The sequence below is a fragment of the Pseudoxanthomonas sp. F11 genome (assembly GCF_037046485.1).
Taxonomy (GTDB): Bacteria; Pseudomonadota; Gammaproteobacteria; order Xanthomonadales; family Xanthomonadaceae; genus Pseudoxanthomonas_A.
This window is the reverse complement of the sequence record NZ_JBANLZ010000001.1, coordinates 452,144-477,897: the sequence shown is the minus strand read 5'-3', so window position 1 is coordinate 477,897 and position 25,754 is coordinate 452,144. Positions and strand designations below refer to the sequence as shown.

General features: G+C 67.8%; 26 protein-coding genes and 1 pseudogene. 10 read left to right on the top strand and 17 right to left on the bottom strand.

Features of this window, described 5'->3' with window-relative positions; translation table 11 throughout:
• Positions 1-24: 24 nt before the first annotated feature.
• Positions 25-426: a GFA family protein gene (locus V8246_RS02435; protein WP_336187769.1), complete on the bottom strand. Its 402-nt coding sequence runs from the start codon at positions 424-426 to the stop codon at positions 25-27.
• 158 nt (positions 427-584) lie between these two features.
• Here V8246_RS02435 and V8246_RS02430 point away from each other — a divergent pair, with 158 nt between their 5' ends.
• Both V8246_RS02430 and V8246_RS02425 read left to right on the top strand, forming a co-directional pair.
• Positions 585-1,496, top strand: coding sequence for a hypothetical protein (locus tag V8246_RS02430; protein WP_336187768.1), 912 nt, complete (start codon positions 585-587; stop codon positions 1,494-1,496).
• 103 nt (positions 1,497-1,599) lie between these two features.
• A complete protein-coding gene (locus V8246_RS02425) occupies positions 1,600-3,165 on the top strand; it encodes a M20/M25/M40 family metallo-hydrolase (RefSeq protein ID WP_336187767.1) in 1,566 nt (521 codons plus the stop codon).
• Positions 3,166-3,230: 65 nt separating this feature from the next.
• On the opposite strand, the gene V8246_RS02420 is transcribed toward V8246_RS02425, so the two are convergent.
• The gene (locus tag V8246_RS02420) at positions 3,231-3,620 is read right to left on the bottom strand and encodes a DUF1428 domain-containing protein (protein ID WP_336188314.1); all 390 of its coding nucleotides are present in this window, start codon (positions 3,618-3,620) and stop codon (positions 3,231-3,233) included.
• Positions 3,606-3,968, bottom strand: a pseudogene (locus tag V8246_RS02415) (DUF1428 domain-containing protein); the annotation flags it as partial. The pseudogene V8246_RS02415 and the gene V8246_RS02420, both read right to left, overlap by 15 nt.
• Positions 3,969-4,108: 140 nt before the next feature.
• Between V8246_RS02415 and V8246_RS02410 the strand changes: the two are divergent.
• Positions 4,109-4,840 carry a hypothetical protein gene (locus V8246_RS02410; protein ID WP_336187766.1) on the top strand — a complete coding sequence of 244 codons (732 nt, stop codon included), beginning with the start codon at positions 4,109-4,111 and terminating at the stop codon, positions 4,838-4,840.
• A gap of 7 nt (positions 4,841-4,847) precedes the next feature.
• Here V8246_RS02410 and V8246_RS02405 read toward each other — a convergent pair whose 3' ends face one another.
• On the bottom strand, positions 4,848-5,951 hold the full coding sequence (locus V8246_RS02405) for a DUF1615 domain-containing protein (protein WP_336187765.1): 1,104 nt from the start codon (positions 5,949-5,951) through the stop codon (positions 4,848-4,850).
• A gap of 82 nt (positions 5,952-6,033) precedes the next feature.
• Between V8246_RS02405 and V8246_RS02400 the strand changes: the two genes are divergently transcribed.
• The gene (locus tag V8246_RS02400; protein ID WP_336187764.1) at positions 6,034-6,717 is read left to right on the top strand and encodes a GNAT family N-acetyltransferase; all 684 of its coding nucleotides are present in this window, start codon (positions 6,034-6,036) and stop codon (positions 6,715-6,717) included.
• Here V8246_RS02400 and V8246_RS02395 read toward each other — a convergent pair.
• The gene (locus V8246_RS02395) at positions 6,714-7,751 is read right to left on the bottom strand and encodes a helix-turn-helix domain-containing protein (RefSeq protein WP_336187763.1); all 1,038 of its coding nucleotides are present in this window, start codon (positions 7,749-7,751) and stop codon (positions 6,714-6,716) included. The genes V8246_RS02400 and V8246_RS02395 overlap by 4 nt on opposite strands.
• 100 nt (positions 7,752-7,851) lie before the next feature.
• Between V8246_RS02395 and V8246_RS02390 the strand changes: the two genes are divergently transcribed.
• From V8246_RS02390 to V8246_RS02380, 3 genes are all read left to right on the top strand, one after another.
• A complete protein-coding gene (locus V8246_RS02390; protein WP_336187762.1) occupies positions 7,852-8,610 on the top strand; it encodes a sterol desaturase family protein in 759 nt (252 codons plus the stop codon).
• Between the two features lie 67 nt (positions 8,611-8,677).
• Complete coding sequence (locus V8246_RS02385) at positions 8,678-8,953, top strand: STAS/SEC14 domain-containing protein (protein ID WP_336187761.1); 276 nt, start codon at positions 8,678-8,680, stop codon at positions 8,951-8,953.
• Positions 8,954-9,557: 604 nt separating this feature from the next.
• Entirely contained in the window at positions 9,558-12,032 is a 2,475-nt protein-coding gene (locus tag V8246_RS02380; protein ID WP_336187760.1) for an FG-GAP-like repeat-containing protein, read from the top strand.
• Positions 12,033-12,069: 37 nt separating this feature from the next.
• Here the strand turns inward: V8246_RS02380 and V8246_RS02375 are convergent, their stop codons facing one another.
• The 7 genes from V8246_RS02375 to V8246_RS02345 all read right to left on the bottom strand — a co-directional run bounded on the left by V8246_RS02375 (position 12,070) and on the right by V8246_RS02345 (position 16,945).
• Positions 12,070-12,621, bottom strand: coding sequence for a redoxin domain-containing protein (locus tag V8246_RS02375; protein WP_336187759.1), 552 nt, complete (start codon positions 12,619-12,621; stop codon positions 12,070-12,072).
• A gap of 58 nt (positions 12,622-12,679) precedes the next feature.
• On the bottom strand, positions 12,680-13,438 hold the full coding sequence (locus V8246_RS02370) for a hypothetical protein (RefSeq protein WP_336187758.1): 759 nt from the start codon (positions 13,436-13,438) through the stop codon (positions 12,680-12,682).
• Between the two features lie 91 nt (positions 13,439-13,529).
• Complete coding sequence (locus V8246_RS02365; protein WP_336187757.1) at positions 13,530-14,171, bottom strand: MarR family transcriptional regulator; 642 nt, start codon at positions 14,169-14,171, stop codon at positions 13,530-13,532.
• Between the two features lie 76 nt (positions 14,172-14,247).
• Positions 14,248-14,781, bottom strand: a complete 534-nt coding sequence (locus V8246_RS02360; RefSeq protein WP_336187756.1) for a hypothetical protein — start codon at positions 14,779-14,781, stop codon at positions 14,248-14,250.
• A gap of 15 nt (positions 14,782-14,796) precedes the next feature.
• Positions 14,797-15,303 carry a hypothetical protein gene (locus tag V8246_RS02355; protein WP_336187755.1) on the bottom strand — a complete coding sequence of 169 codons (507 nt, stop codon included), beginning with the start codon at positions 15,301-15,303 and terminating at the stop codon, positions 14,797-14,799.
• A 10-nt stretch (positions 15,304-15,313) separates the two neighbouring features.
• Entirely contained in the window at positions 15,314-16,393 is a 1,080-nt protein-coding gene (locus tag V8246_RS02350) for a hypothetical protein (protein WP_336187754.1), read from the bottom strand.
• 138 nt (positions 16,394-16,531) lie between these two features.
• Entirely contained in the window at positions 16,532-16,945 is a 414-nt protein-coding gene (locus tag V8246_RS02345) for a DoxX family protein (RefSeq protein ID WP_336187753.1), read from the bottom strand.
• Positions 16,946-17,060: 115 nt separating this feature from the next.
• Here V8246_RS02345 and V8246_RS02340 point away from each other — a divergent pair, with 115 nt between their 5' ends.
• Positions 17,061-17,951, top strand: a complete 891-nt coding sequence (locus tag V8246_RS02340) for a LysR family transcriptional regulator (protein WP_336187752.1) — start codon at positions 17,061-17,063, stop codon at positions 17,949-17,951.
• A gap of 13 nt (positions 17,952-17,964) precedes the next feature.
• Here V8246_RS02340 and V8246_RS02335 read toward each other — a convergent pair whose 3' ends face one another.
• Both V8246_RS02335 and V8246_RS02330 read right to left on the bottom strand, forming a co-directional pair.
• Positions 17,965-21,171: an EAL domain-containing protein gene (locus V8246_RS02335; protein WP_336187751.1), complete on the bottom strand. Its 3,207-nt coding sequence runs from the start codon at positions 21,169-21,171 to the stop codon at positions 17,965-17,967.
• Positions 21,172-21,309: 138 nt separating this feature from the next.
• The gene (locus V8246_RS02330) at positions 21,310-22,140 is read right to left on the bottom strand and encodes an alpha/beta hydrolase (protein WP_336188313.1); all 831 of its coding nucleotides are present in this window, start codon (positions 22,138-22,140) and stop codon (positions 21,310-21,312) included.
• A gap of 348 nt (positions 22,141-22,488) precedes the next feature.
• On the opposite strand from V8246_RS02330, the gene V8246_RS02325 reads away from it, so the two are divergent.
• Together V8246_RS02325 and V8246_RS02320 are read left to right on the top strand one after the other, a co-directional pair.
• On the top strand, positions 22,489-22,878 hold the full coding sequence (locus V8246_RS02325) for an MAPEG family protein (protein ID WP_336187750.1): 390 nt from the start codon (positions 22,489-22,491) through the stop codon (positions 22,876-22,878).
• A gap of 113 nt (positions 22,879-22,991) precedes the next feature.
• Positions 22,992-24,134 (top strand): hypothetical protein, encoded by a 1,143-nt coding sequence (locus V8246_RS02320; RefSeq protein ID WP_336187749.1) that lies wholly within the window; start codon positions 22,992-22,994, stop codon positions 24,132-24,134.
• Positions 24,135-24,283: 149 nt separating this feature from the next.
• Here V8246_RS02320 and V8246_RS02315 read toward each other — a convergent pair whose 3' ends face one another.
• Genes V8246_RS02315 through V8246_RS02305 form a run of 3 tightly spaced genes read right to left on the bottom strand, consistent with a single transcriptional unit; the run spans position 24,284 to position 25,707 of the window.
• Positions 24,284-24,508: an RNA-binding S4 domain-containing protein gene (locus V8246_RS02315; RefSeq protein WP_336187748.1), complete on the bottom strand. Its 225-nt coding sequence runs from the start codon at positions 24,506-24,508 to the stop codon at positions 24,284-24,286.
• Between the two features lie 25 nt (positions 24,509-24,533).
• Positions 24,534-25,178: a hypothetical protein gene (locus tag V8246_RS02310; protein ID WP_336187747.1), complete on the bottom strand. Its 645-nt coding sequence runs from the start codon at positions 25,176-25,178 to the stop codon at positions 24,534-24,536.
• 25 nt (positions 25,179-25,203) lie between these two features.
• Positions 25,204-25,707, bottom strand: a complete 504-nt coding sequence (locus V8246_RS02305; RefSeq protein WP_336187746.1) for a sigma-70 family RNA polymerase sigma factor — start codon at positions 25,705-25,707, stop codon at positions 25,204-25,206.
• Positions 25,708-25,754 lie beyond the last annotated feature (47 nt).

The following is a 25,754-nucleotide window of genomic DNA, read 5'->3' as shown; positions in this document are numbered from 1 at the left end:
GCCTGCGCAAGCGGGAAGACTGATTCAGGGTTGTCGCGGGAACGCCTGCAGGGCCGGATCGATAGGGGCCCATGCTGGCGCCGAGTCGGTCCAGATGACGGTGGTCGGCACGATGCCGGTGGCATCGTCGAGCGTGCCCACGCGGATCACCATGCGTTCGGTGTTCTCGCGCGCCTCGCTGAACATCGGGGTCCCACACCGGGGGCAGAACGAGCGCCGCATGTGGTTTCCGCTCTCGGCCATGCTGTCCCAGCCTTCCAGTTCACCGTCCACCCGCACGGCATGGCGCGGGACGAGCATATTCACCGCCGCATTGCCGGTGCTCCAGTACTGGCAGTCGCGGCACCAGCACAACCGCACCGCAAAGGGCGCCGCGCTCAGTGTGTAGCGCACTGCGCCGCAGCGGCAGCCACCTGTTCGGTTCATGGTCCACCTCCGTCTCGGGAAGCGAATACCGTATAGGCCTGCCGGCTTGAGCGGAAGCGGCGGTCCGTTGAATCGAGCTCAAGGCTGCGTTGTGGAATGCTCGCTACGCGCACGGGGCGAACCCGGGTAGGGTGGCGCCGGCTCAAGGGAGACGGATCATGAGGATGCGCCTGTTGTCGTCCGCCTGCGGGATCGTGCTGGGACTCTGGTGTCGCGATGTGTCGGCCGGCGATCTGCAGGTGCCGGCGCCGCCGGCGCGCTGGACGCCTCATGCTCTCAGCACCGATCAGTACGAGTCATCGCCCGTGTTCTCTCCCGACGGACGCGAGCTGATGTTCTTCCGGGCGCCCCCGGCGTTCGATCGATACCGGCTGCGCATGTCGCGTTGCGAAAACGGGCAGTGGATTGAAGACCGCGAACCCGCGTTCTCCGGCCCCGGCGCCGCGCTGGAGACCGATCCCGCCTACAGCCCCGACGGCGGATGGCTTTACTACGCCAGCGACCGGGCGAATGCGGGCGATCTCGATATCTGGCGCGTGGCGCGCGGTTCCGACGGACAGTGGGGTGAACCCGAGCGCCTTCCGGGACCGGTCAACTCCCCACAGACCGAACTGCTGCCGCGCCCGCTGGCCGACGGCCGCCTGCTGTTCGGCTCGCACCGGCCCGGCGGGATCGGGGGCAGGGATCTCTACTTCGCCACGCCGCGTGACGATGGTCGCTGGGACGTCGAACCGCTGCCAGCGCCAATCAATACGCCCGGCGACGAGTACGAGGCCGACCTGTCGCGCGATGGCCGCGTGCTGGTGGTCGTGGCCAATCGTGGCGTACGTTCGCAGTTGTACGTCTACGATCTGAAAGCGGACGGCTGGCGCGAACGCGGCCGCGTACCCGCGCGCGAGGACGTGTTCCAGGTCGGCCCCCTGTTGTCGCCGGATGCGAAGCGCCTGATGTTCGCGCAAGCCGACGGGCCGGCATCGGGCGAGTTCTTCCTGGTCGATCTCGTGCCCGGAGCCGATCCCGCGTGGCCGCCGGCCTGCACAAGCCGGCGGCATGGCGCGCCACACGATTGAACCGCCCTGAGTCGCGGGGCCTGTCGCGAAACGTCGTCTGCGTCGCGACGCGTGCGATCTCGCTCGTGTAAGGTCCGGGCATTGCAACCCACAGGGAGTCGTGATGCCCGGCATGCGTGCGCTTTCGGCCAGTATTGTCCTTGCGTTGTCGTGCGCGACCGCGCTTGCCGCCCGCGCCGCGGATTCCCCGCGCCCCGCCTACGCATGGCAAACCGAGGAGGCCTTCGACGCGTCGCGCGTGCCGGCCTATGCGGGGCGCCACGATGCGGTGTACGCGCGCATCGAGGCGGACCTGGAGGCGCATGTCGCCCACCTGCAGCGTTGGGTAAGGCAACGCTCCATCAGCGCGCAGGACGATGGCATCGATGCGATGGCGGCCATGGTCGCCGACGATCTGCGCGCGCTGGGGTTCGATGAGGTGAGGCAGGTAGAGACGCCCGGTCATCCCGGCGTGCTGGGCTACTACGATGCCGGAGCCGCCCGCACGCTGGTGGTATACATGATGTACGACGTGCAGCCGGTGGAGGAGAACTGGCGCATCGAGGATCCCTTCGCCGGATCGCTGGTGGAGAACGAACACGGCACGGTGCTGATGGCGCGCGGCGCGACCAACCAGAAAGGACCGCAGCGGGCGTTCCTCAACGCACTGGACGCGATGATCAAGACCACAGGCACGCTGCCGGTGAACCTGTACGTCGTCGCCGAGGGCGAGGAGGAACTGGGCTCGCCGAACGTCGGACGGATCTTCGAGCCGTGGCTGGATCGGCTCCGCAAGGCCGATGGCGCGTTCTTTCCGATGAATATCCAGCGGCCCGACGGCTCCGCGTCGCTGAACCTGGGCGTGAAGGGCATCGTGTACTTCGAACTCGAATCGAAGGGAGGCGCCTGGGGAGGGCCGGCCCGGTCCGAAGTGCATGGTTCGGTGAAATCGCTCGTGGATTCGCCCACGCTGCGGCTGGTGCAGGCCATCGCCTCCATGACCACGCCGGACGGCAACACCATCGCCATTCCGGGCTATTACGCGCCGGTGAGGCCGCCCACCCGGGAGCAGCAGCGCCTGGTCAATGCGCTGGCAGCCGATTCCGACGATGCCGCGCAGCAACGCAGCCTGGGCGTATCGCGCTGGATCGATGGGCTGACCGGACGCGATGCCATCGTGCGCGACCTGTTCGAGCCGACGCTCAATGTGGATGGGCTGTGGAGCGGTTATACCGGCGAAGGCATGAAGACCATCCTGCCGCACGTCGCGACGGCCAAGATGGACTCCCGCCTGCCGCCCGGTCTCGAGCCGGAGGATGCCTACCGGATGATCCGTGCGCACCTGGATGCGAAGGGCTTCGACGACATCGTGATACGCCCCCTGTCCGGATATCCCGCCGCGTCCACGTCGGTCGACGCCCCTCTGGTGCAGGCCATGCTGGGCGTGCTCAACAAGTACGGGGCGCCTGCGCGGGTGTCGCCGTGGCTGGGAGGCAGCGCGCCGTTCTACCAGTTCACGCGCACGCTGGGCCTGCCGTTCGTGTTCGGCGGGCTGGGATACGGCACGGGCGCGCACGGGCCGGACGAGTTCATGCTGATCCATCCCGCGCAGGGCGTGAAAGCGGCGGGCCTGGCCGACATCGAGAAGTCCTACGTGGACATCCTGCATGCGCTGTCGGAGGATCGCTGAGACTCGCGACGGCCGGGTCGGCATGCCATCGCCCGCCTGGGGCCGGCGATGGCCGGGGACGAAGCCTAGGCGCGCAGCTCCACTACGGGCGTGAATCCGCCGAACACCATGCGCTGTCCATCGAAGGGCATCGGCGGATTGTCCTTGTTCGACGGATCCATGCGCGGGTCTTCCATCATCTTCTGCATGCCGGCATCGCGCGTGGCCTTGTCCGGCCACTCCACCCATGAGAACGCCACGGTCTCGTCGTCCTTCGCTTCCACCGCGCGGAAGAAATCCGTCTGCGTGCCGCGCGGCACGTCGTCGCCCCAGCCCTCGATGATGCGCGTGGCGCCGAAGCCCATGAAGATCGTGTCGAAGGTGGTGGCGTAATCGGTGAACGCGGCCTTGGCCTTCGTCGGCGCGGCGAGGACGAAGCCGTCCACGTAGGACGAAGGCGTGGCGCCGTCGCCCAGTTCCAGCGTCGGCACGAAGCCGCCATAGATCAGGCGCTTGCCGTCGAACGGCATGGGATTGTTCTCCGGGGACATGCGCGGGTCGTCCATCATCTTCTTCATTCCCTCGTCGCGGGTCGGCTTGTCCGGCCATTCGATCCAGGAGAACACCACGCTCTCCTCGGGCTTGGCCTGCACGGCGCGGCGGAAGTCGGTGACCTTGCCATCGGGCACATCGTCCTCCCAGCACTCGACCACGCGGGTTGCGCCCTGTTCGATGAATACGGGGTCGCCGAGGTGGGCGTGGTCGATGAACTTCTGCTTGTTGGCGCTGGGCACGGCGGCCACGAAACCATCGATGTACGGCATGGGGAAACCTCCGGAATCAGGGCGCCGGAATGACGCCTTCCTGAACATGACGAACGGGGAGGACGGAATTCGACAGGCGGCTGGCCGGTGCCCGCCAACGGGGGCGTTCAACCTGCCACGATCAAGACGAAGGTGGCGTGATGGCGGTTTCTGCAACGGGCGCGGTGCCGCGCCGAGCGGCCCTGTGGGGCATCGGCAGCGGCGCGTGGATGTGGGGCCTGGTGGCCTTGGTGGGCGTGGGCTTCTGGAAGACCTATTTCAGCCGCCTGGGCCTGGCCGACGCGGTCACGCATCTGCACGCCGGCCTGATGCTGGTCTGGATGGCGATGCTGCTGGTGCAGCCCTGGCTGATCCGCACGCGGCGGATGGCGCTGCACCGGCAGATCGGCCAGTTCTCATACGGTGTGATGCCCGGTGTACTGCTGACGGCACTGTGGCTGTCGCACCTGCGGATCGCGGCCGCCCCGCCGGAGATGTTCGGCCTGCAATCGATGCTGCTGTATCTGGGCACCGCCGCCTCGCTGATGCTGGCGCTGTTCTGGGGTTTGGCCATCGTCCACCGGCGCGAACCGGCCCTGCACGCGCGCTACATGGTCGCCACGGCCCTGGTGATGATCGATCCGGCGGCCGCGCGCCTGATGCTGGCGTTGCTGCCCGAAGGCGCGCGTTTCAATCCGTCATGGGGCGGCTATGCGCTGACCTTCGCGATCCTGGCCGTACTGATCGCCTTCGATCGCGCAGCGCCACGCGGGCGCGGCGTGTTCCGCTTCGTCGCCGCGGTGTTCGCGCTGAACTTCGTGCTGATGCACGTCGTGCCGGGAACGCAGGCGTGGCAGTCGTTCGCGCACGGATGGGCGGCGCTGGGCGGCTGAGTGCGATCTATCGCTGCATGCAACGGCGGTAGCGTTCGTCCACGCGGGTGGCGAACCACGCCGTGGTCAGTTCGCGGGTGATCTTCGGGCTCTCCAGCGTGATGCCCGGGATCATCGCGCGCGGCAGCGGCTTGCCGGCGCGTGCTTCCGCCAGCGCGTAAAGCCGCGCATACAGCAGGGTGTCGTCGAAATCGAGGCGACTACCGCGCTGCAGCGCCTCACGGATTTCGCGCTCGTCCATGCGCAGCTCGCCGGCCAGGCGGCGCACGGCGCGTTCGGTCTGACCGGGCTTGTCCATCGGGGCGCCCGGGTTCAGCAGATCGCCGTCGAGCGCCAGGGTCACGCCGGCGGCGATGCCCACGGCGTTCTGGAACGCCGCATTGCGGCTGGCGTACCAGCCGGCGTTGTAGTCGGCGAAGCGGTGCACCTTGCGCGTGTACGGCGTCTGGTAGCCCAGCAGATGGGCGATGCCGAAGTACAGGCCGCCGCGCCGGGTGAATACTTCGTCGCGGATGCTGCCTTCGACCGGATAGGGATAGCGCGAGGCATTGGCTTCGGCGAACGGGATGCCCACCTGCATCGGCCCGCCGGTCTGCACCGGGTTGTAGTCGGCGAACAGCCGCTTGCCCAGCGGCACGCTGCCGATCAAGTCTTCGTAGAGGTCGCTGAGGTCGCGCTCGGTGCGCACCTCGCGCAGGCGCTCGGCATAGCGGCGGCCGTCGGGCGAGCGCACTGCCAGTGCCGCGTCGACCATGAACTTCGGTACATGCAGGGCGGCGGCGCGGCGGTCGATCTCGCCACGGGCGATCTTCGGAAGATTGGCGACCGACGGGTTGGCGACGTAACCGGATTCCTGTTCGGTGATGGCCAGCACCGCACAGATGTTCTCGCTGGTGGGTTCGATGCGCTGCGCGGCGAACGCCGTCTCGATGTCGGCCGCCCACCCCTCGCGGTCGGACACCTTGGCCGGCATGCGCCGCACGATCTCACTGCGCGTGTCGGCCGGGGCGCGCGTGGGAGTGGGCGGGGCGGTGACGCAGCCGGCCAGCAGTAGCACGGACGTGAAGGCCGCGGCGCGGAGCAGGGAACGGAAGGCGGGCAATATGGGCATGCGCGCAGCATACGGAGCGCCCCCGCCGGATGCACCGGGGTCCCCTGCAGGGATAATCTTGATTCCTCCCGCGTGCACGCCGATGACGACGCCCCTCGACAACCCGTTCTGGTCCGCCCTCGCTTCGATCCACAACAGCATCGCCCTGCGCGCCGGCGACGTGGCACGCTATCCGACCGACTACGCGCCCTTCCTGGGCGTGCCCGACGCGGCCGTGCGCGTGGGCGATGCGCTCGGCTCCCTGGTGGCGCCGGGAGAGTCGGTGTATCTGCTTGGGGTGGTACCCACGCTGCCGGCGGGATGGCAGTTGCAGGCGTTCCGCCCGCTCGCGCAGATGGTGTGCGACGCACCGCTGGCATCGGTGGAGGGTCCGGAGATCGTGCCGCTGGGCGATGCACGGCGGGCCGACGTGCTAGCGCTGACCGCCTTGGTGTACCCGCACTATTTCCGCGTGAAGACGATGGACCTGGGGCGCTACTTCGGCATCTATCGCGACGGCCGCCTGGCCGCGATGATCGGCGAGCGCCTGGGCGACGACGGCCATCGCGAGATGAGCGCGATCTGCACGCATCCCGAGTTCCATGGGCTTGGCTACGCGGGTCACCTCACCACCTGGCTGACCAACGACACACTGTCGCGAGGTCGGCAGCCGTTCCTGCACGTCAGCTACGAGAATCCGCGTGCGCTGGGTCTGTACGAACGCCTCGGTTACCGCGTGCGGCGCGACATCGGGTTTTGGTCGCTGCGCCGGATCGACGCGGGCTAACGTGCGCCCGCGTCCCGCAGCATCCGGCGCATGCCGCCGAAGCGCCGGCGGTACTGGGCCGGCGACAAGCCCACCTTCCGCCGGAACAGCCGGCTGAAGTACGCGGCATCCTCGTAACCCACGGCCTGTGCGATGGCTTCGACGGCCTCGTCGCCGGTTTCCAGGTGCTGCTTGGCTTCTTCCAGGCGCAGCGTGTGCACGTACTCCAGCGGCGACAATCCGGTGGCCTGCTGGAAGCGGCGCGCAAAGGTGCGCTCGGCCAGGCCGCTGGCCTGCAGCATGCCGGCGACGGGCGCGGGTGTGTCGTAGTGCTGCGCGATCCACACCTGCGCCTGCGAGACGGCCGCGTCGGAGGTCGTCCGCGTGCGCGCCAGGCTGGCGAACGGCTGCTGGCCGGTCTGGTGCCAGTCGATCAGGAACACGCGCGCGGTCTGCATCGCGCATTCGATCCCGGCCACGCGCGCGATCAGGTAGAGCGAAAGGTCGTGCCAGCTGGAGCCGCCGCCGCCCATCACCAGCCGCTGGTCAGGGCCGGCGGTGACGACGACACGCTGCGGGTGCACGCGCACGTTGGGGTGGCGCGTTGCGAGCGCGTCGCAGTAGGCCCAGTGCGTGGTCGCGTCGTGGCCATCGAGCAGCCCGGTTTCGGCGAGCAGCATGGCACCGGTGCAGGCCGCGGCGATCACGCTGCCGCGTTCGTGGCAGTCGCGCAGCCAGCGGGCTTCTTCTTCGTAGCCATGCAGGGCGATGTCGCCGGGATAGATCGCCAGGTCGGGGATGCAGATGTAGTCCGGCGCGGGCAGGTCGCGCAGGGCGACCTGGGGGGTGACCACGATGTCGTTGACGACGTTCAGTGGCGCGGTGTCGCGTGCCACGATCAGCGGATGAAAGGCCGATTCGCCCGGCGGCAGGCCGATCATCGGCGGCCAGTCGCGGCCGGCCGAGTGGAACAGATCGTACATGCCGTACAGCACAGAGGCGGCGGCGCCGTGGGTGGCGAGCAGGGCGATGGTGGGGCGTTCACGGCGCGGCATGACGGAAATGTCAGGTTGGCGGCGGAAATGGCTGCGGTGTCGAGGTGCAGCGGCCCGTATCGTGCCGCCTCCCCCGTAGTAGAACAGAGCCGTTACCGCCATGCCAACGCCCCTTGAAGTCCTTCTGCATCCGCTGTCCTTCGCCTTCTTCGGCATGTACGTCGTGCTGATGCTGTGGGAGGCGATCGCCCCCGCGCGTGTCCTGCCGCGCATCGCACGCTGGCGTACGCGCGGCCTGCTCGCGGCGGTGTTCTACTTCCTGCTGTCCTCCTATCTGCCGATGCTGTGGACGCAGTTCCTGCTGCCGTTGCAACTGTTCGACCTGAGCCATCTGGCCTGGCCTGTCGGCGGGCTGGTCGGGCTGCTGGTCTACCAGGCTTGCGCCTACGCCTGGCATCGCGCCATCCACGGCAACGACTGGCTGTGGCGCTTCGGCCACCAGCTGCACCACAGCACCGAGCGGCTCGATACCTTCAGCGCCTTCTGGTTCAGCCCGTTGGACACGTTGGGCTGGACGGCCGTCGGCAGCCTGGCGCTGACGGTGATCGTCGGCCTGAGTCCGGAGGCCACGACGGCGGCGCTGCTGGCGGCCACGCTGCTGGCGATGCTGACCCACACCAACGTGCGCACCCCGCGTTGGCTGGGCTGGTTCGTGGAGCGGCCGGAGATGCATTCCTGGCACCATGCGCGCGGCCTGCACCGGCAGAACTACTCCGAACTTCCGGTGTTCGACCTGTTGTTCGGTACCTTCCACAATCCCCGCGAGTTCGCTTCGCAGACGGGCTTCCACGAAGGCGGCTCTTCACGCGTCATCGAAATGGTGATGGGGCGCGACCTGACCCGCGATCCAGCTTCGTGAAGTCGTTTTGACGCCCTCGTGCACGGCGGCGGCTATGGTCGCCGCTTCCGCATGAGGGAGTGACTGCATGATCGAAACCCTGACCAGCCCGCCATATTTGGCCGCGTACCGGTTCACCGGCCAGCTCAGCAGCGAGGACTACGATGCCTGCATCGCCGACCTGGAAGCGCGGCTGGCGCAGTTTCCGCGCATTGCCGTGCTGAGCGACCTCAGCGACATGCAGGGCGTGTCGCTGGAGGCGATCGGGCGATCGGGAAGGACCTGCGCTATGCAGCATCGAAGCTGGGCGAGTTCGGTCGGTTCGCGCGCGCGGCGATCGTCACCGACAAGCGGTGGCTGGTGACCGTGACGGAATTCGCAGCGCACCTGATGCCGAATACGCAGGTGCGTACGTTCGCGCAGGACGAGCGCGTACTCGCGCTCGCATGGGCTGCGGAACTCGATCCGCATACTCCCGCGCCTTGAACCTCTAGAGAAACAAGGCCCCACTGAGCGCCGCCAGCGTCATCCCCAGCCCCATGAAAGCCAGTCGGTGGAGCAGCGAGAAGGGGGCGCGCGCGCGGTGCATGGTGCTATCCAAACCTGAGTGGCGCGAACGCGCCGTGAAGCCCCTGTATCAGCTCTAACGCCGCGTCCGGCAGGTACCGGCCAGCTGCGTTGGACAGTGCCCGTGGCAAAAGCCTAGACTCGGGTCTTCACGGGGGGTGAATATGATCTTGCAAGGACGCTCGAAGCTGGCCACAAGCTGGTTCCTTTGGGGGGCAAATGGTGGGCTAGGTGCCAGGCGCGCCGTTCAGTCGGCTGCGGTTGTCATGTTGCTGGCGTGTTTGGGCCCGGCATCTTCAGCAATGTTGCAGACCATAACCACGGTCGCCGGGGGTGGTTCAACACTAGGCGACGGCGGTCCCGCGAACCAAGCCCAGCTCGGGTCTGCGGTGGATGTGACGGTGGATAGCCGCGGCAATCTCTTCATTGCCGACCGGAGTCGCGCCCGCGTACGGAAAGTGAACGCGGCGGGCGTAATCAGCACCTTCGCGGGCACGGGGGCAAGCGGCTACAACGGAGATGGAATTCCGGCCGCCAGCGCCTCGGTGACGCCCACAGGCTTGGCCGTGGATACCTACGACAATCTGTATATTTCCGAGACGACGCGGATTCGCAAAGTGTCACCCAGCGGCACCATAAACACCGTCGTGGGTAATGGCATCAGGGGCTTCGCTGGCGACGGGGGGAGCGCGTTGTCGGCCAGCATCAGTAACGCGCTCGACCCGGAGGTCGATGCACAGGGAAACCTGTACTTCATCGATAGCGGCAATCGCCGTGTCCGTAAAGTGGATACGCGGGGCATCATCTCGACCGTCGCTGGAAATGGCAGTTTTGCCGGAGAATTCCAGGAAGGCGGTCTGGCAGTAGACATGTCCGCTGGGGTCGTCGGACTCGGCATTGCCCTGGATGGTGCGCTGTTGATGGTCAGCGATGACCAGCGCGTGATGCGTCTAGGGGCCGATGGAAAAGTGTCGACCGTGGCTGGCGGTGGCTTTTTCGCTTCCGATGCCATGGCCAGGAATGTCGTGTTGCCATATGCAACCGACGTCGCCACGGACACGCGCGGTAATCTTTATCTGAGCCAGGGTGCTTTGGTGAAGATGATCACGCAGGACGGAGCGATACACGCTGTAGCTGGCACATGGGATACCCGCGACGGCTACGGCAACATGCAAAGCGGCTACGCCGGCGACGGAGGTGTCGCAGTACAGGCAATGCTCAAGGATGCGCTGGGCATCGCTGTTATGGGCGACGGTCACATCTTCGTCGCAGACAATGGGAATGCCCGAGTGCGAAGAATCACCCCGGTTGCGCAACCGGAAACGCCCGCCGGCATGTTCGCGCTGAGGGCGCCGGTGATCAGATATTCCGCTGCAACCGGTGCCACCGTTGTTGGCGATTTCAATGGGGACGGACTGGATGACATCGCCTCCGTTGCCAAGCCGGGCCTCTACGACTACCAGGGCTGGGCAGGCGACGCAGTCTGCATTGCTCTGCAGACTCTTGGAGGCTTTGAGGATGGTAGTTGCATCAACATGCCCGCGACCGCTGTTCCGCCTCGCCCTTCCGCGACATTCCGCGGCGTCGGCCTGGCCGTGGCAGATATGGATGGTGATCGGGTCAGTGACGTTCTGGTGGGTGGACCGGGCGGAATCGGGATCGTCGCCGGGAGTCGTAACCGAGATTTTCGGGCTCGGCGTTTCTCCAATATCTGGAACCAGCCGGCGGATGAACTGGCCGTCACTGATGTGAATGGTGACGGCATCCCCGATGTCGTGGCATGGACCATCGAGGCGCCCGGATCGCAGAGCTTCGGTCTGGGCATCTATTTGGGGACTCGCGGCGGCTTGGCACAATCGTTCCGCTTTATCCGTTTACCGTTCGATCTGGCGAGCCTCCGCGCGGCAGACGTGAACGGAGATGGACGTGCCGACTTGGTGATGGGTTATGAGGATGCTGCCAGCGGCACGGCAGGCGCGGCCGTTCTACGCCACGATGGACTCGCAGGCTTCCTGCCCGTCCAGCTTTACCCTGTGGCCGGAAGCGGTCGCGCGTCGGTGGCATCGGGCGATTTCAATGGCGACCGCAGGAATGACCTCGCGGTCACGCGGGTCGGGTACCAGGCCGGCACCTTGATTCATATGTTCCATCAGGACGCGTACGGTCGACTTCAGCCCGTTACGCCCTTGGACGCCACGCTTCAGCCCGCGGCACTGCTTGCCGTCGATCTGGACAGGGACATGCTGGATGATCTTCTCGTCTTGAATGTCGAGCATTGGTCGTTGGGCTACTACCAGAACCGCTACGGACGCGGGCTGGCGCCGCAAGTCCGTTACCAGGCGTTTCCGACGGATCCGGTGGATACAGGTACGTTCGCCGTAGGTGATCTGAACAATGATGGGTACCTGGACGTGTTCAAAGGCAGCGGTGACAAGCTCCTATTCCTGTTCGGTACCGGGCGGCGCGACGGTATCAGGGTGAACGGAAGCCAGCCGCGATTGCCGCCTGCGGCGGGAATTGGAGGCGCCGTCCCTCAATCACTTATCGGTTCCTTGAGTGATAATCCGACTGGTGGGAGCGCAAGTTATCGCTCCGACATATCGAGTGCCAGGCTGGACGCGGGGACGCGGCGGAACGCACGGTCTTCCTTCCTCGGGTGGCGAATGCGTGCGGTCAACATGGTGCGGACGTTGTTGGCGCGCGTGTCGACATGGAAGGAACGTTCAGAGGCTTGGCTTGGAGTGCCGAGAAGAGCGGCGATCCCAACGTCTCCCGTCGGTCTAACGAGGAACGCGCTAGCCCCACATTCCGTGGGACATACGCATTCCGTTGCAGGGATGTATGGTCCATTGGCCAGGTGCGCGCGTTTCCGCTGACGTTAAGCCCGCGCAGCATCCTTGGCTGTTTATGTATTCAGGGGCCTGCCTGGCAGCCGTGAAAGCAGCTGTCTGGCGTCGACTCATCTGCCCTCCGATGGTCCCGCAGGTCCTGCGTGGTCTCACGTACTAATGCCGCGATCTGCGCTCCCAGCACCAAATCGCTGACCTGGCCGAAATGCTGGTGGCGAAGACGGCCCTGCGCGTCGATCAGCACCAGTGTCGGCGTGCCGCGCATGGCGTAGGCCTCCATGGTCTGCGGGATAGGTCCTCGCGCGCCGGGGCGGTCCACACCGACCGGGAAGGAGATGCGGTATTCGTGCAGGAAGGCTTCCAGCGCCACCGGCGTCATCGCCGCGTGGTGTTCGAATACGGCATGCAGGCCGACGACGGCGACCTGGTCCGTTGGGAACGCCGCGTGCACGCGCGACGCCTGCGGCAGGCCGTGCGACACGCAGCCCGGGCACAGCATCTGAAAGGCCTCCAGCACGATGACCTTGCCGCGCAGCGCTTCCAGCGACAAGGGACGGGATGTGTTGAACCAGCGGTCCACCTGCCAGGGTGGCGCCGGGCGATCCATGGCGTTCATGGCAATATTCTCGTGGGGTCGCAGCCGGCCCGTGCGGACCGGAGCGAGTAGGGTGCGATTACTGGTTCGGCTTGCCGGGCAGGCTCAGGTTGCCGGAGGCGACCTTGAACACGTCCACCACGCACAACAGTGGCGCATGCACGCTGGCGTTGACGCGCAAGCCGGCAGTGACGCCGTCGAAGCTGCCGGCGGTGACCACGCCGATGTCTTCGAACGGCACTTTGACTTCCACCGTTTCGGCATTGAGCGTGGGGCTCCAGCCCGGGCTGTCGAGCAGGATGGGGAAGCCCGGCCAGGTCTTCGGCAGACGCGGCTTGCTGCCTTCCGGAATGTCGACCACGCCCAGTGCGCCGGGACCGCAGGCCTCGTTGGGCTTCAGTACGACCCAGTGGCTGTGCCAGAGGTTGCCATCGTTGTCGCGCTTGCCGTCGCCGTTCTCGTCGTACAGCGGCGTGTCGTCGAAGTCGGGGTGCGCGGTGACCGCCATCGCCAGGATGCCGGCGCCTTTCTCGAAGCCGACTTCGTACGGATCGATGGTGGTCGGCCACACGTAGGAGAACACATCGCTGCCGGCCAGCTTGCCGCTGGCGGCGGGCGTGCTCTTGCCGGCCTTGCCGGACACGGCCATGTGGAACGTGGCGACGTTCTTGTCGGTGCTGATCTTGGTGTGGACGATGTCGAAATCGGCGGTCACTGCCTTGTTGGCGGTGGACAGGATGCCGCCGGTGTGGGCCTTGCCGTCGTGGGCGTGCACGCCGCCGATGGCCAGCGTGAGTACGGCGGCCAACGCGAAACGTCGGGTGGTGTTCTGGCGCATAATGAAATTCCTCTTGCTTGCTCTCGTAGGGTGGGTGGGAGGTACCGGGCGGCGTCCGATTGCAGTCGGGCGCCGTCCTTCTTTTTTCCGCCTAGGGCGGAGTCGGTTGGCGGAAGCGGGCCACGCTTCCAAGCCGTTGTTCGTCGTTGGCTGGCTGCTGTTCTGCGCAGTCCACGCGCAGTTCGCTGTCGCCGAAGGCCTTGTCCAGGAAGGCGCAGACATGCGGCGCCGTGCGTTCGCCCGAGGCGAACGGCCGGAAGAACTCGCAGCCCAGGCAGGTCCGCAGGCCGGTGGCCAGCCCCTGTTCCTGCGCTTCGTTGACCAGCAACTGGGTGACCCGCAACAGCGCGCCGAGGTCGGTTTCGTCGAGCGATTCGATCAGCGAACCCATACCCTGGTCGGGGCGCTGCAACTGCGTGGCCACGCGCGAGCCGGCCGGGGTCAGCTTCACACGAGCGGCGCGCGCATCGTCAGGGTCGGGTGTGCGACGGATCCACTGCTTGCCCTCCATCGCCTTCAAGGAGTCGCTGAGACTGGCGGGCGATACGCCCAGGCGCTCGGCGATATGGCGGGCGCGCAGACCTTCCTGCACACCCTGCAGCATGCGCAGCACCGCCGCCTGCGTCGGCGGCAGCGAGGGCGTGCCGTCCTGGCGCCACGATTGGGCGCGCACCAGGTGGGTGAGCTGTTCCAAGCCGCGCGTGGCCTGTCTGCGCTGGAAGGGAGTATCCATTATGGCAAATAAGTTAGGAGTCCTAACGATATATGTCAAGGACCGTCCGTCGGCACGATGCGGCAGGCCCACCATGTCACCACCGCACCATCGGCAGTGGATCGAGTGGATGGTGGCGCAGTCGCTGCAGGGTCAGCATCGCCAGGCGCCGGTGAAAGCCCGCGTCCGGGAAGGCCGCCATCACCTCGCGCACCGCGAGCCGCGCGAGGCCGAACCGGCGCACGCCCATGCTGACGTCGATCCAGTCGGCGCGGCGGAAGGCTTCCACCGCGGGCGACGTGCCGGCAGGCGTGCGCATGACTTTGTGATGGCATTCGATCATCGCGTCCACGTCGACCATCCAGGCCGCCTTTCCCGTCTGGCGCAGGTAGTCCCTCGCGAGCACCCGCGAAGGCGGCAGGTAGTCGAACGTGCCGGCGGTCCAGATACCGAGGTCGTGGAAGGCGATGGCGATGCTCAGTTTCTCCAGCGCATCGGCATCGCCCGGCGCGAGCAACCAATAGAAATTCGCCACCCTGTAGGCGTGGTGGCGGTATCCGGTGGCATCGTTGCCCAGCGCCGCCGCGTGGGCTTCCAGCAGCGCGTCCAGCGTGGGCAACGCGGTCAGCACGGCCGCGTCCGCCGCTCAGGTCGCAGGCTGGGCCAACGTCGTGCGCCCACGGCGCAATGCACGCACCTGCAACGCCATGCCCACAAGGAAGATCAGGAGGGTGCCGCCGACCAGTTTCTGCAGCAGCGGATCCTGCGGCCCGGACACCAGCGGCGCACCGATCGGCACGCGGGTCAGCGTTTCGGTGAAGCCGGGGATGAAGTGGAAGTACACGGTCAGCGTGAACGCCAGCGCGGAGGCGACGTGCCGCCAGGAGCCGATTACCGTATTGCGTCCCAGCAACACGGCGGCCGCCAGCACGACCAGCGTCAGTACGGTCAGCCCGTGCGCTTCGCTCAGCTTGCCGGTCCGCATCAGGAAGAAGCTGGTGAGGCAGGTGGCGACGGTGAACCAGGTATACGTCTTGCCCAGCGGCGTTGCGTAACGGATTTCATGGTGGCGCAGCAGCGCGTACAGGCCGCCGAACAGCGAAACCAGGCTGATGGCGGTATGGAACCAACCGAACGGGGTGATATTGAGCATGGGATGTTCCTCAAGGGGCAGGCGAAGGATCGGGAAGATCGAACTGCATGAGGTTCCAGCGGGTGACGTCTTCTTCCCACTCGTCGCCGGTCGCGGCGCTGAGCGGCAGGGCGAGGTTGGCGACGATCATGCGGCGGCCCTGCACGGCGCTGGCCGCAGGAAACAGCAGGCCACGCGGTGCGCCCTGCGCATCCATCCCGCGGAAATCGCCCGCACGATGGCGCACGCGGCCGCGCTCATCCAGTGCCACCAGCGTGTCGATCTGGTTGGCGGATACCCACAGCAGGCCTTCGTGGAACAGCAGGCCATCGGCACCATAGACGCTGTCGACCAGCACCTCGATGGCGCCGTCGGGCATCCGCTTGCGCAGCACGCGCCCGTCGCCGGCGTTGTTGATGTAGAGGATGGATTGGTTGGCGTTGAAGGCCATGCCATTCGCGCCGAACGGCAATGCGCCGGTCGTCGCCAGCAGCGGATCGCGTGCGAACACATCCACCTTGCACGGACGGCAGGTCGCCGCATTCGCGATGCGGTAGACCGCGCCCTGGAACGAGTCGGAGACGTACAGCGTGCCGGCGCGGTCGAACACCAGGCCGTTGATGGCAGGGAAGCCTTGCGACCCGAACGTGATCGTGTCGTGGCTGCCATCGGGATTGTCGATGCGCCGCGCTGGCGGCGCGGGGGGCGACAGTGCGGCGAAGGTGGCGACATCCTCGATCGCGCTGTCCGCATCGAATCGTGCGGGCAAGCGCTGCAGTTTGGACGCGCCGAAGTTCAGGACGTAGACGTGGCCGTCGTGGAAAGCCACGCCGGTCAGTGGCGTGGGTCCGAAGCGGCGCTGCGCCAGCACGCGGCCGTCGGCGGCCAGGCGCAGCAGCTGATTGTTGCGCGCCGACTCCGGTGCGCGTGCGTCGAAGGTGCCCACGTAGACCTCGCCGGTCGCGGGGTCCACGTCCAGGCTTTCCGGATGCCGCACGTCGGCAGGCAACGTGGCGAACGGTGCCACCGGCAGGCGACCGGCATCCGCGGCGACAGCAGGTCCGGCGGTCGACAGGGCGGCGATGACGAGGGCGAGCAGGTGGCGGCGCATGCGTGGGCTCCCGAAGGGGCAGGGGGCACGCTGGCATGCTGCTTGCGGGCTGGCTTGTACCCGCGTGCGGGCACGTGCCGGAAACGAGGAACGCCGGCATGGGCCGGCGTTCCGGATGGTGCATGAAGCGATGCTGCTTCAGCGGTTGTCGATGCTCCAGCCGCCGGCGCCGCGGGCGGCGAGGGTGATGAAGCCGCCGGCCAGGGCGAAGTTCTTCAGGAACATGATCTGCTGCATCTGGTCGCCCAGGTTGCTGTGGAACAGCACCGCGCTGGCGATCGAGAACACGGCCAGCAGGCTGGCGACGATGCGGGTCTTGTAACCGGCAACGATGGCCAGACCGCCCAACACTTCCAGCGCGATGACCAGCGGCAGCAGGGCGCCGGGGACGCCGACGGATTCCATGTAGCCGGCGGTGCCGGCGTAGGCGGCCAGCTTGCCCAGGCCGGAGATGACGAACAGGGAGGCGAGCAGGCTGCGGCCGACGAGGTCGGCGGCGCCACGCAGGGCGGGAACTCGGGTGGTGCTGGGGGTAGCGGTCAGGCTGGACATGGTGGACTCCGGGGAATGAGGGGTGGGTGCAGCGGGTACGGAGCGCAGGTTAGGCCGTGGCGATGCATCCCGGAAGCCTATATATTTCGATGAAAACCATCGTCTGGAGCGATACATGCTCGACGCCGTCACGCTCGACCAGCTTCGTACCTTCATCGCCGCCGCCGAGCAGGGCAGCTTCTCCGCCGCGGGCCGCAAGCTGCGGCGGGCGCAATCGGTGGTCAGCCAGACGCTGGCCAATCTCGAGCTGCAGCTCGGTGTCGGCCTGTTCGACCGCAGCAGTCGCTATCCCCAACTGACCGAGGCCGGCCGCGTGCTGCTGGTGGAGGCGCGCGCGGTGGCCGAGCACATGGATACCTTCAAGGCGCGCGCCCGCAGCGTGGCGGAAGGACTTGAGCCCGAACTCTCTGTGGCCGTGGACGTGATGTTCCCCATGGATGCGCTGACGCGCGCCGCCACCCACAGCCGCGCTGTGTTTCCGCACACGCCGCTGCGGTTGTATGTGGAGGTACTGGGGGGCGTGATCCAGCCCGTACTGGAGGGCACGTGTCGCATCGGCGTGGTGGGCTCGCTGCCGGACCTGCCCGCCGAGGTGGTGGCCGAACCGCTGCTGGCGGTGCCCTTCGTCACTGTCGCGGCGCCCACGCACGCGATGGCTGCGCAGCGCGGCACGGTGCCGGTGAAGACCGCGGCCAAGCATGTGCAACTCGTGCTGACCGACCGCACGCCGTTGACGGCCGGGCGCGATTTCGCGGTGCAGTCGCCGCTCACCTGGCGCCTGGCCGACCTGGGTGCGAAGCACGCCTTCCTGCGCGCGGGCCTGGGCTGGGGCCACATGCCGCTGCACATCGTCGAGGAAGATCTCGCCGCCGGCCGCCTGAAACGCCTGCGCATCGCCGATGCCGATCCGCGTTACGCGCAAATGCCGATGCGCGCGGTCTGGCGCAAGGACACACCGCCCGGACCGGCGGGACGCGCGTTCATGGACCAGTTGCGGGTGGGCTGAATCCGGCGCCCGCTCAGCCCATGGGCTGGCGCAACTGCCCGCGCGCCAACGCGGTCGCTTCGTCCACTTCCATCGGCCGGCCGAAGAAGTAGCCCTGCATCTCATCGCACCGCATCTGCTGCAGTGCGTTCATCTGCTCCACGGTCTCCACGCCTTCGGCGATGGTGCGCAGTCCCATTTCGTGGGCCAGCACCAGGATCGTACGGGCGATGGCGCGATCGGTGCTGTCCTCCGCGGCGATGCCGTCCACGAAGCTGCGGTCGATCTTGATGACGTCCAAGGGCAGGCGCTGCAGGTAGGACATGCTGGAATAGCCGGTACCGAAATCGTCCAGCGCCAGGCGCACGCCGAGTTCGTGCAGCGACTGCAGGATGCGCTGCGCGGCGCCCATGTCCTCCACCAGCACGCTCTCGGTGAGTTCGAGCGTCAGCGCATCGGCGGGCAGCGCGTGGCGCTGCAGGCAGTCGGCGATCCACGGCGCCAGCGCCGGCTGGCCCAGCTGGCTGGGCGACAGGTTGACCGCCATGCACAGCGTGCGCAGCCCCATCGCCCGCCAGCGGGCCAGTTGCTGGCAGGCCTGTTCCAGCACGAAATGGCCGATGTCCTCCATCAGGCCCGCGCTTTCGGCCAGCGGGATGAAGACCGAAGGCGGTACCTCGCCCCATGCCGGATGGCGCCAGCGTGCCAGCGCCTCGAAGCCGATCAGTTGCAGGGTGTCGCCCGCCACAACGGGCTGGTATGCCAGGCGCAACTGGCCACGCGCCACGGCCTCGCGCAGAGCGGTGACGCGGCTCAGGCGGTCGTTGGCATCCTGCTGCGCGCCGGCGGAAGGCAGCCGCACCTGGTTGCGTCCCGCGCGTTTGGCCAGGTGGCGCGCGTCGTCCGCACTGCGGAGCAGGCTCTGCAGGTCGATGCCGTGTTCGGGCGCATGCGCCAGGCCGATGCTGGCGGTGACGGTGAACGAGGGATGGGTGGAGTACAGCGCGATCGGCTGTCCCACCGCGCGCCGGATATCCTCCGCCCAGCGGCTGAGGTGGTCGATGTCGGTATCGATGAAGTGCACCAGGAAGCCTTCGCCGCCATAGCGGTACACGCGGCCCTGTCCGCCGACCGCGCCAGAGATGCGCTGGCCCATGCGGCGCAGCACTTCGTCGCCGCCGTCGTGTCCGAACGAATCGTTGACCATGCCGAACCCATCCAGGTCGACGATGGCCAGCCCGTGCCCCGACGGCGCCTGCGTCCCGATCTGTTCGGTGATCAGGGTCGCCTGCGCGGAGAACCGCGGCAGGCCGGTGGCACTGTCCATCGCGGCCGCATCGTTGAGCCGCCGCTGCGCATCGAGCCGGCGTTCGGTCTCGGTCAGCAGCGAGCGCGCGGTTTCCGCCGCCTCGGTGGAGCGGCGCCGCGACAGGTCGAGCAGGAACAGCACGAACGCGATCAGCAGGCCGCTGCTCAGGCCGCCGACGACGAGCGCGCGCGGCAACGCGAACGAGGTCAGCGAGGGCGGTGCCCACAACGACAGCTCCACCTCGTGGCCGGGCAGGGCGACGGTCTGCACCGACAGCGGCTCGCCGAACGGCTCGCCCTGTTCCACCGTCGCCATACCGTCGGCGGTCGCGCGGACCGGGCGATCGGAGAACACCGCCCTGTTGAGCGTCATGACGAAGCCGTCCAACGCGATGAAGGCCTGCGTGCGCCGCCCGGCTTCGTCCACCGTCAGCCACCAGCCGCCCGGCACCGGTTGCAGCAGGCCTTCGTCGGCGACCGGCGATGGTGGCGACGGCGCGGCAGGCGCATCGAACCCGGGCTCGACCCAGCGGAACTCGCCCGCATCGCCCACGCTGCGCACCACCCGGAACGCGGCGAACGCGCGGACCATGTCGGCGACGTGGTGATCGAACAGCGCCTCCGCCGCCTCGGGGCGCGCGGCCACCAGCGACGACGACAACTGCCGCAACGCGCCGCGGCGGAGTTCCACGCCGCGCAGGAACGTCGCCGACGCGCTCGCCGTCTGCGTTTCCATCACCCGGCGTGCCATCGCATCGCGGTCCGCACTGGCGGCCAGCCAGAACATGCCGCCCAGCGCCAGCGCGGCGGCCATCGGCAACACGCCGAACAGGCGCTCGCGCAGGGAGTTCTCGCCGGCGACCGCCAGTGCCAGGCCCATGGCGACCAGCTGCGCCGTGGCGGTCAGCGAGATCTGGTAGACCGACATGCCCTCGCGGGGGTAAGGCAGCTGGATCAGCAGGCCCAGCGCGGCCATCCCCGCCACCGATGCCATTGCGATGCCCAGCCCGCGCACGATCCCCCAGCGCACGTTCTCCCAGCGCTGCAGCGCCTGCGGCAGCAGCGCGACCGCCACCCAGGTGGTCAGCACGCCGTAGTCGGTATAGCCGCCGATCAGGGGCGAACCGGCGCGGGGCAGCCACCCCAGCCGGTGCAACAAGGCGTTGAGCGGGGTGGTGACCTGACCCAGCGTCTGCAGCAGCGTGAGCAGCAGTGGCACGGCCACGATGGCCATCAGGAACCAAGCCGCGCGATCGCGATCGCGCTGGCGCAGCAGCAGCGCCAGCGCGAGCAGGGCGACGGCCAGCGTCGAAACCGGGCGCATGGGCGGATAGTCCACGCCCATCCTGCCCACCAGACTGCCAGGCAGGTGCCAGCCCACCAGCGCCAGCACCGCGAACGCCAGCACGAAGGCGATCAGTTCGGCACTGGTGTCCAGGGTCTGTCCCGCCCGCAGCGACGGCGTGTATACCAGCAAGAAGATCGCCAGCGCCGAGAGCGCCAGCGACCAGCCGATATCGGCCGGCGGGGCATCGGGTTGCAGTGCGCCCAGGACCGGCTGCACGGCGAGCAGCAGCAACGCCGCCGCCGACACGCGCATGACGAACTCCGGCCAGTACCCCCGCCAAAGGCGGGCCCAGGCGATCACCGCCGCGGCCGCCAGCACCAGGCAGGTGCCCAGGCCGTGGAACTGCCATAGATGCAACACGAACATCAGCGACAGCAGGCCCGCCACCGCGCCGCGCACCTGGCGGTATTCGCTGCGCCAGGTGGCGATGGCCACCAGGACCCCCACCAGCGGCACGCTTTCGTCGACGAAGCGGCCACTGCCCATGTTCGCCAGCATGAAGCCGGCCGCCATCGCCCATGCCAGCGCGGCGGCGAAACGCTGCGCCCACTGGACGGGCCGCCATAGGTCCTGGTGTATCGCCAATGCCATCCCCTGCGGGGCCGACACCCCGTGCCCCTGTGATACCCAAATCGCCGCCGCCCCGCAAGCGCGGGCGGCGCAATCGGTGAACAGGACGGGCAGAACCGGCGCGCCGTCACGCGCGCCGGCGGCGGTCGCGCATCAGCCCTTGACGAACGCCAGCATGTCGGCGTTGAGCTTGTCCTTGTGGGTGTCGGTGATGCCGTGCGGGGCGCCCGGATAGACCACCAGCTGGCTGTTCTTCACCAGCTTGGCCGACGCGCGCGCCGCCGCGTCGATCGGCACGACCTGGTCGTCGTCACCGTGGATGATGATGGTCGGCACGTCGAATTTCTTCAGGTCCTCGGTGAAATCGGTCTCCGAGAATGCCTTGATGCTGTCATAGGTGTTCTTGTGGCCGCCCATCATGCCCTGCAGCCACCACGCGTCGATGACGCCCTGCAACGGCTTCGCGCCCGGACGGTTGTAGCCGAAGAACGGGCCGCTGGGGATGTCCTTGAACAGCTGCGCGCGATTGGCCAGCAGGCCGGCGCGGATGCCGTCGAACACCTCGATCGGCAGCCCGCCGGGGTTGGCGGCGGTCTTCAGCATCAGCGGCGGCACCGCCGAGACCAGGCCGGCCTTCTTCACACGCTTCGTGCCATGGCGGCCGATGTAGCGCGCCACTTCGCCGCCGCCGGTGGAGAAGCCGAACATCGCGATGTCCTTCAGGTCCAGGTGCTCGATCAGCTGCGCCAGGTCGTCGGCATAGTGGTCCATGTCGTTGCCGTCCCACGGCTGGCTGGAGCGTCCGTGGCCGCGACGGTCGTGCGCGATCACGCGGCAGCCGTTCGCGGCCAGGTGGTACATCTGCGACTCCCAGCTGTCGGCATTCAGGGGCCAGCCGTGGCTGAGGGTGACGACCGGACCGTCCTTCGGACCCCAGTCCTTGAAATAGATCTGTACGTCGTCTTTCGTGGTGAACAGGCCCATGGTGGTTCTCTCTACGGTGGAGGAGGGGGAAGGAAGCGGCGATGCGGTGGGGGCGGGCGGTTCGGTACGTCCGCAGGCGGACAGCGGCAGGAAGGCGGCGCCGGTAAGGGCGGCGCCCGCCAGCATCAGCTGCCGTCGTTGCAGGTCGATGTCGCGGGGGATATCCGGCATGACGAGGATCCGGGCGGGTGGGACGGCGTCCACCTTCCCATCCGCGTTCACTTGCCGATTGCACCGGCGTGCGCAGATGCGGCTTCATGCTCTTGGCGCGCAGGCGCAGGCGCAGGCGCAGGCGCCGTCGGCGCGCAGGTGCGCTAGAGTCCGAGTACCTTCATGGGAGCGCCTGTCATGCCGATCGAACTGAAGATGCTGGCCTGGTCCGTGGCCCTGGGCCTGGCGCACGTATTGCTCGGTGCGGCGTTGACCACGCGGCAGCGCGGGCTGCGCTGGAACGTGGGCGCACGCGATGCGGTGCTGCCGCCGTTGACCGGCGTGGCCGCCCGCGTGGACCGGGCGCTGCGCAACTTCCTGGAGACCTTCCCGTTCTTCGCCGCCGCCGTGCTGGCGGTCGTCGTGCTGGAGCGGGGCGACGCCAGCACCGCGCTGGGCGCGCAATGCTATTTCTGGGCACGCCTGGCGTACGTGCCGCTGTATGCGGCCGGAGTGCCATACCTGCGCACGGTGGTATGGGGCGTGTCGCTGTGGGGCCTGCTGCAGCTGTTGTGGGCGCTGCTGTGACCACGCTGGGCGCGGGTTCATCGCCGGGCAGGCCTGTGTCGCCGGATTGACACTAGACTAGGGCGCCCCCCTCAGATCCGCGTGCGTGCGCGCGGGCGTTGTGCGACCGAACGATGCTGTCCCGCCCTTCATCCCTGATCTCCCTGGTGCTGCTGGCCGTCCTGGCCTTGGCCGGCTGCCGCATGGACTCACCCGGCATGGCGCCCGATGCGCTGGCGCAGGCACCGGTGGAGCCGCCGAAGGACACGCCCGCGCAGCAGGCCGAGCGTGGGGATGGCGCGGTCTCCAGCGGACCCGTTCCCACCGGTACCCGTGGGGAGGACAGGGCACTGCCGACCGATTGGCCCACCGCACGGGTCACCTCCGGCACCGCACAGGTCAGTTGCCAGGCCGACTACACCACCGAGGAGGGCGACGGCGTACCGCTGGAGTCGCTGGCCTTCTTCAGCGTGGTGGACGCGCTGTCGCCGTGCCAGAAGGGCGGCGTGCTGCGCCTGCGCTACCAGGGCAAGATCGCCGCCGATTTCACCGACCTGGTCACGCGGGTGGCCGACATTGCCGACCGCATGGGCATCCACAAGCGCATCCTGGACCTGGATTCGGCCGGCGGCCAGGTCGAGGACGCCATCCGTGCCGGCGACGCCATCGGTGCCAGCGGCTGGACCATCTGGGTGCGCGAAGGTTCGATCTGCCACAGTGCGTGCGTGTTCGTGCTGGGGGCCGGCGACAACCGGATGATCTCCGGCAAGGTCGGCGTGCACCGCATCATCCGGATGAGTTCCACCGCCACCACGCGCAGCGAGCTGAATGAGGAACTGCGTGGCGTCTACGACCGGGTGAAGGACTACCTGTCGCGCAACGGCGTGGCGGTGGCGGTGGCCGATCTGATGATGACCGTGCCCAATCGCCGGCTGCGCCTGCTCGACAAGGACGAACTGCAGGAGTACGGCCTGGACGGCACCAACGCGGCGCAGGACGATCTGGACCGCCTGCAGTTGATGCGCCGATGCGGCGAGGATTTCGTGCTGCGCCGCGACGCCTTCATGCGCAGTTTCGACAGCCAGTGCAAGACCGCCGGCGCCGGGCTGGACGAGATGCAGGCCTGCGGCCTGGCATTGCGTGAGCAGTTCCGCTTCCCCGACGCGAATTGCCCGGCCGACAGCCCGCTGTCGGAGTTCGACCGCATGGCCGATGTGGAAGCCACACCGGAGGACGCCGCCGGCGCCCCCGGGTCAGAGGCGGGCACCGCACCCTGAGCCGGCGCAATCTGTTCGGACGCATGGCGCCGGCGAAGTTTTTCTGCTCAAGCGTCGGGAAAAACCTCAATGCCAGGTCTTTGTGTGAGTAGTACCGGCTTCGCGCGCATCGCCCGAGGGGCTGCGCTGTGCGGAAGGCTGCGGCCGGCTCAGCCGTGGGCGGCCAGCACCCGGATCTCGGCATCGCCGACGCGGACGATCTGGCCCGCACGGATCTTTGCCGTCTTGCGCAGTTCCACCGCGCCGTCCACCGTCACCTCACCGCTGGCGACGATGGCCTTGCCCTGACCGCCGCTGTCGGCAAGGCCGACCAGTTTCAGCAGCTGGTTGAGTTCCACGTGCTCGCGGTCCAGGTCGAAGTCGATGGTGTGCATGCGGGCAGTGTAAGACAGGCCACGCTCACTCGTGCTCGAAGCGTGCGATCTCCTCCAACTGTGTGCGCGCACGGCGGATACCCCCGCTTTCCTCCCAGCCGGTGGCCGTCGGCGGCCGGCGGGCGCGCCGCCAGTGGAGCACGCCCACCGTCCCCAGGAAGCCGACGATGCCCAGCACCAGGCTCCAGGTGATCCATGCCGGCGTGCCAGCCGCCGGGTCGACCTTGCTCAAGCCCGCGAAACCCACCACCACCAGCACCCACATGACCCACCAGGGCGCGCCGCAGACGGTCGCATTGATCGCATGGAAGCGCCGCAGCAAGGCGAACCGTTTCTGGATCTTCAGCACCGGCGCGGTGTAGTCCATGGTGCCGATCAGCCCCATGGTGATGAACGCCATCACCATCGTGACCACGCCGAATGCATGCAGCACGATGCCCGTGGCGAACAGGCCCGGCACATCCGTATTGCGTCCCCAGCAGGCCACGCCCAACACCAGCAGGCCGATGCCCAGCATCGCCTGCAGCGCCTGGCCCCAGAACAGCGGGCGCACGCTCGCGCGCACCCGGTCCAGCTTGCGGTCGCGCAGCAGCTGCCACTGGATGGCTTCCTGCCGCTCCAGGCGATCGCCCAGCACCTGCCAGGCGGCTTTGAGTTCGTCGAGTTCCATGAGGAGGTTCCTGTAACGGGTGCGGTCAGAGTTCGTTGCGGACGCGCTGCTTCAGCCGGCTGATCTTGGTGGCGACGTTGGTCTCGCTGAGGCCGAGCACGTCGGCCATCTCGCGGTAACTGCGGTCTTCCAGATAGAGCAGCAGCAGCGCGCGGTCGAGCGGGGGTTGTGCGTGGATGAAGCGGTGCAGCTGGTCCACCTGCTGCACCGCTTCGTGGTCGTGGGCGTGCGGATCGGCCACCTCGCCGTGGTGGTCGCCGAAGGGCTCCGGCTGCACGCCCCGGGTCCGGCCGCGCACATAGGAAATCGCCACGTTCAGCGCGATCCGGTACATCCACGTGGCGGCAGGACGCTGCGGGTCGTAGCCGGGCCAGGCACGCCACAGCTGGGTGGCGATCTCCTGCATCAGGTCGTCGCGATCGTCCGGGTGCCAGGCGTAGGTGCCGGCCACTTTGGCGACGATGCCGCGATGGGCCTGCAGCAGGGCCTGGAAGCCCGCGCGGGCGTCCGTGTCCGTGGGAGTAGTCATGGCGAGCGTCGTTTCCATTCCGGCACCGGGTCGATTGTGCGGTCAGA

What these genes read in the sequence shown, in the direction of transcription:
- V8246_RS02340 (WP_336187752.1), top strand. Translation starts at nt 17,061, where the DNA reads ATGCTCGACGCCGTCACGCTCGACCAGCTTCGTACCTTCATCGCCGCC.
- V8246_RS02400 (WP_336187764.1), top strand. Translation starts at nt 6,034, where the DNA reads ATGACGACGCCCCTCGACAACCCGTTCTGGTCCGCCCTCGCTTCGATC.
- V8246_RS02365 (WP_336187757.1), bottom strand. Translation starts at nt 14,171, where the DNA reads ATGGATACTCCCTTCCAGCGCAGACAGGCCACGCGCGGCTTGGAACAG.
- V8246_RS02430 (WP_336187768.1), top strand. Translation starts at nt 585, where the DNA reads ATGAGGATGCGCCTGTTGTCGTCCGCCTGCGGGATCGTGCTGGGACTC.
- V8246_RS02385 (WP_336187761.1), top strand. Translation starts at nt 8,678, where the DNA reads ATGATCGAAACCCTGACCAGCCCGCCATATTTGGCCGCGTACCGGTTC.
- V8246_RS02310 (WP_336187747.1), bottom strand. Translation starts at nt 25,178, where the DNA reads ATGGAACTCGACGAACTCAAAGCCGCCTGGCAGGTGCTGGGCGATCGC.
- V8246_RS02325 (WP_336187750.1), top strand. Translation starts at nt 22,489, where the DNA reads ATGCCGATCGAACTGAAGATGCTGGCCTGGTCCGTGGCCCTGGGCCTG.
- V8246_RS02405 (WP_336187765.1), bottom strand. Translation starts at nt 5,951, where the DNA reads ATGCCCATATTGCCCGCCTTCCGTTCCCTGCTCCGCGCCGCGGCCTTC.
- V8246_RS02375 (WP_336187759.1), bottom strand. Translation starts at nt 12,621, where the DNA reads ATGAACGCCATGGATCGCCCGGCGCCACCCTGGCAGGTGGACCGCTGG.
- V8246_RS02435 (WP_336187769.1), bottom strand. Translation starts at nt 426, where the DNA reads ATGAACCGAACAGGTGGCTGCCGCTGCGGCGCAGTGCGCTACACACTG.
- V8246_RS02425 (WP_336187767.1), top strand. Translation starts at nt 1,600, where the DNA reads ATGCCCGGCATGCGTGCGCTTTCGGCCAGTATTGTCCTTGCGTTGTCG.
- V8246_RS02350 (WP_336187754.1), bottom strand. Translation starts at nt 16,393, where the DNA reads ATGCGCCGCCACCTGCTCGCCCTCGTCATCGCCGCCCTGTCGACCGCC.
- V8246_RS02410 (WP_336187766.1), top strand. Translation starts at nt 4,109, where the DNA reads ATGGCGGTTTCTGCAACGGGCGCGGTGCCGCGCCGAGCGGCCCTGTGG.
- V8246_RS02390 (WP_336187762.1), top strand. Translation starts at nt 7,852, where the DNA reads ATGCCAACGCCCCTTGAAGTCCTTCTGCATCCGCTGTCCTTCGCCTTC.
- V8246_RS02315 (WP_336187748.1), bottom strand. Translation starts at nt 24,508, where the DNA reads ATGCACACCATCGACTTCGACCTGGACCGCGAGCACGTGGAACTCAAC.
- V8246_RS02345 (WP_336187753.1), bottom strand. Translation starts at nt 16,945, where the DNA reads ATGTCCAGCCTGACCGCTACCCCCAGCACCACCCGAGTTCCCGCCCTG.
- V8246_RS02355 (WP_336187755.1), bottom strand. Translation starts at nt 15,303, where the DNA reads ATGCTCAATATCACCCCGTTCGGTTGGTTCCATACCGCCATCAGCCTG.
- V8246_RS02330 (WP_336188313.1), bottom strand. Translation starts at nt 22,140, where the DNA reads ATGGGCCTGTTCACCACGAAAGACGACGTACAGATCTATTTCAAGGAC.
- V8246_RS02395 (WP_336187763.1), bottom strand. Translation starts at nt 7,751, where the DNA reads ATGCCGCGCCGTGAACGCCCCACCATCGCCCTGCTCGCCACCCACGGC.
- V8246_RS02370 (WP_336187758.1), bottom strand. Translation starts at nt 13,438, where the DNA reads ATGCGCCAGAACACCACCCGACGTTTCGCGTTGGCCGCCGTACTCACG.
- V8246_RS02305 (WP_336187746.1), bottom strand. Translation starts at nt 25,707, where the DNA reads ATGACTACTCCCACGGACACGGACGCCCGCGCGGGCTTCCAGGCCCTG.
- V8246_RS02320 (WP_336187749.1), top strand. Translation starts at nt 22,992, where the DNA reads ATGCTGTCCCGCCCTTCATCCCTGATCTCCCTGGTGCTGCTGGCCGTC.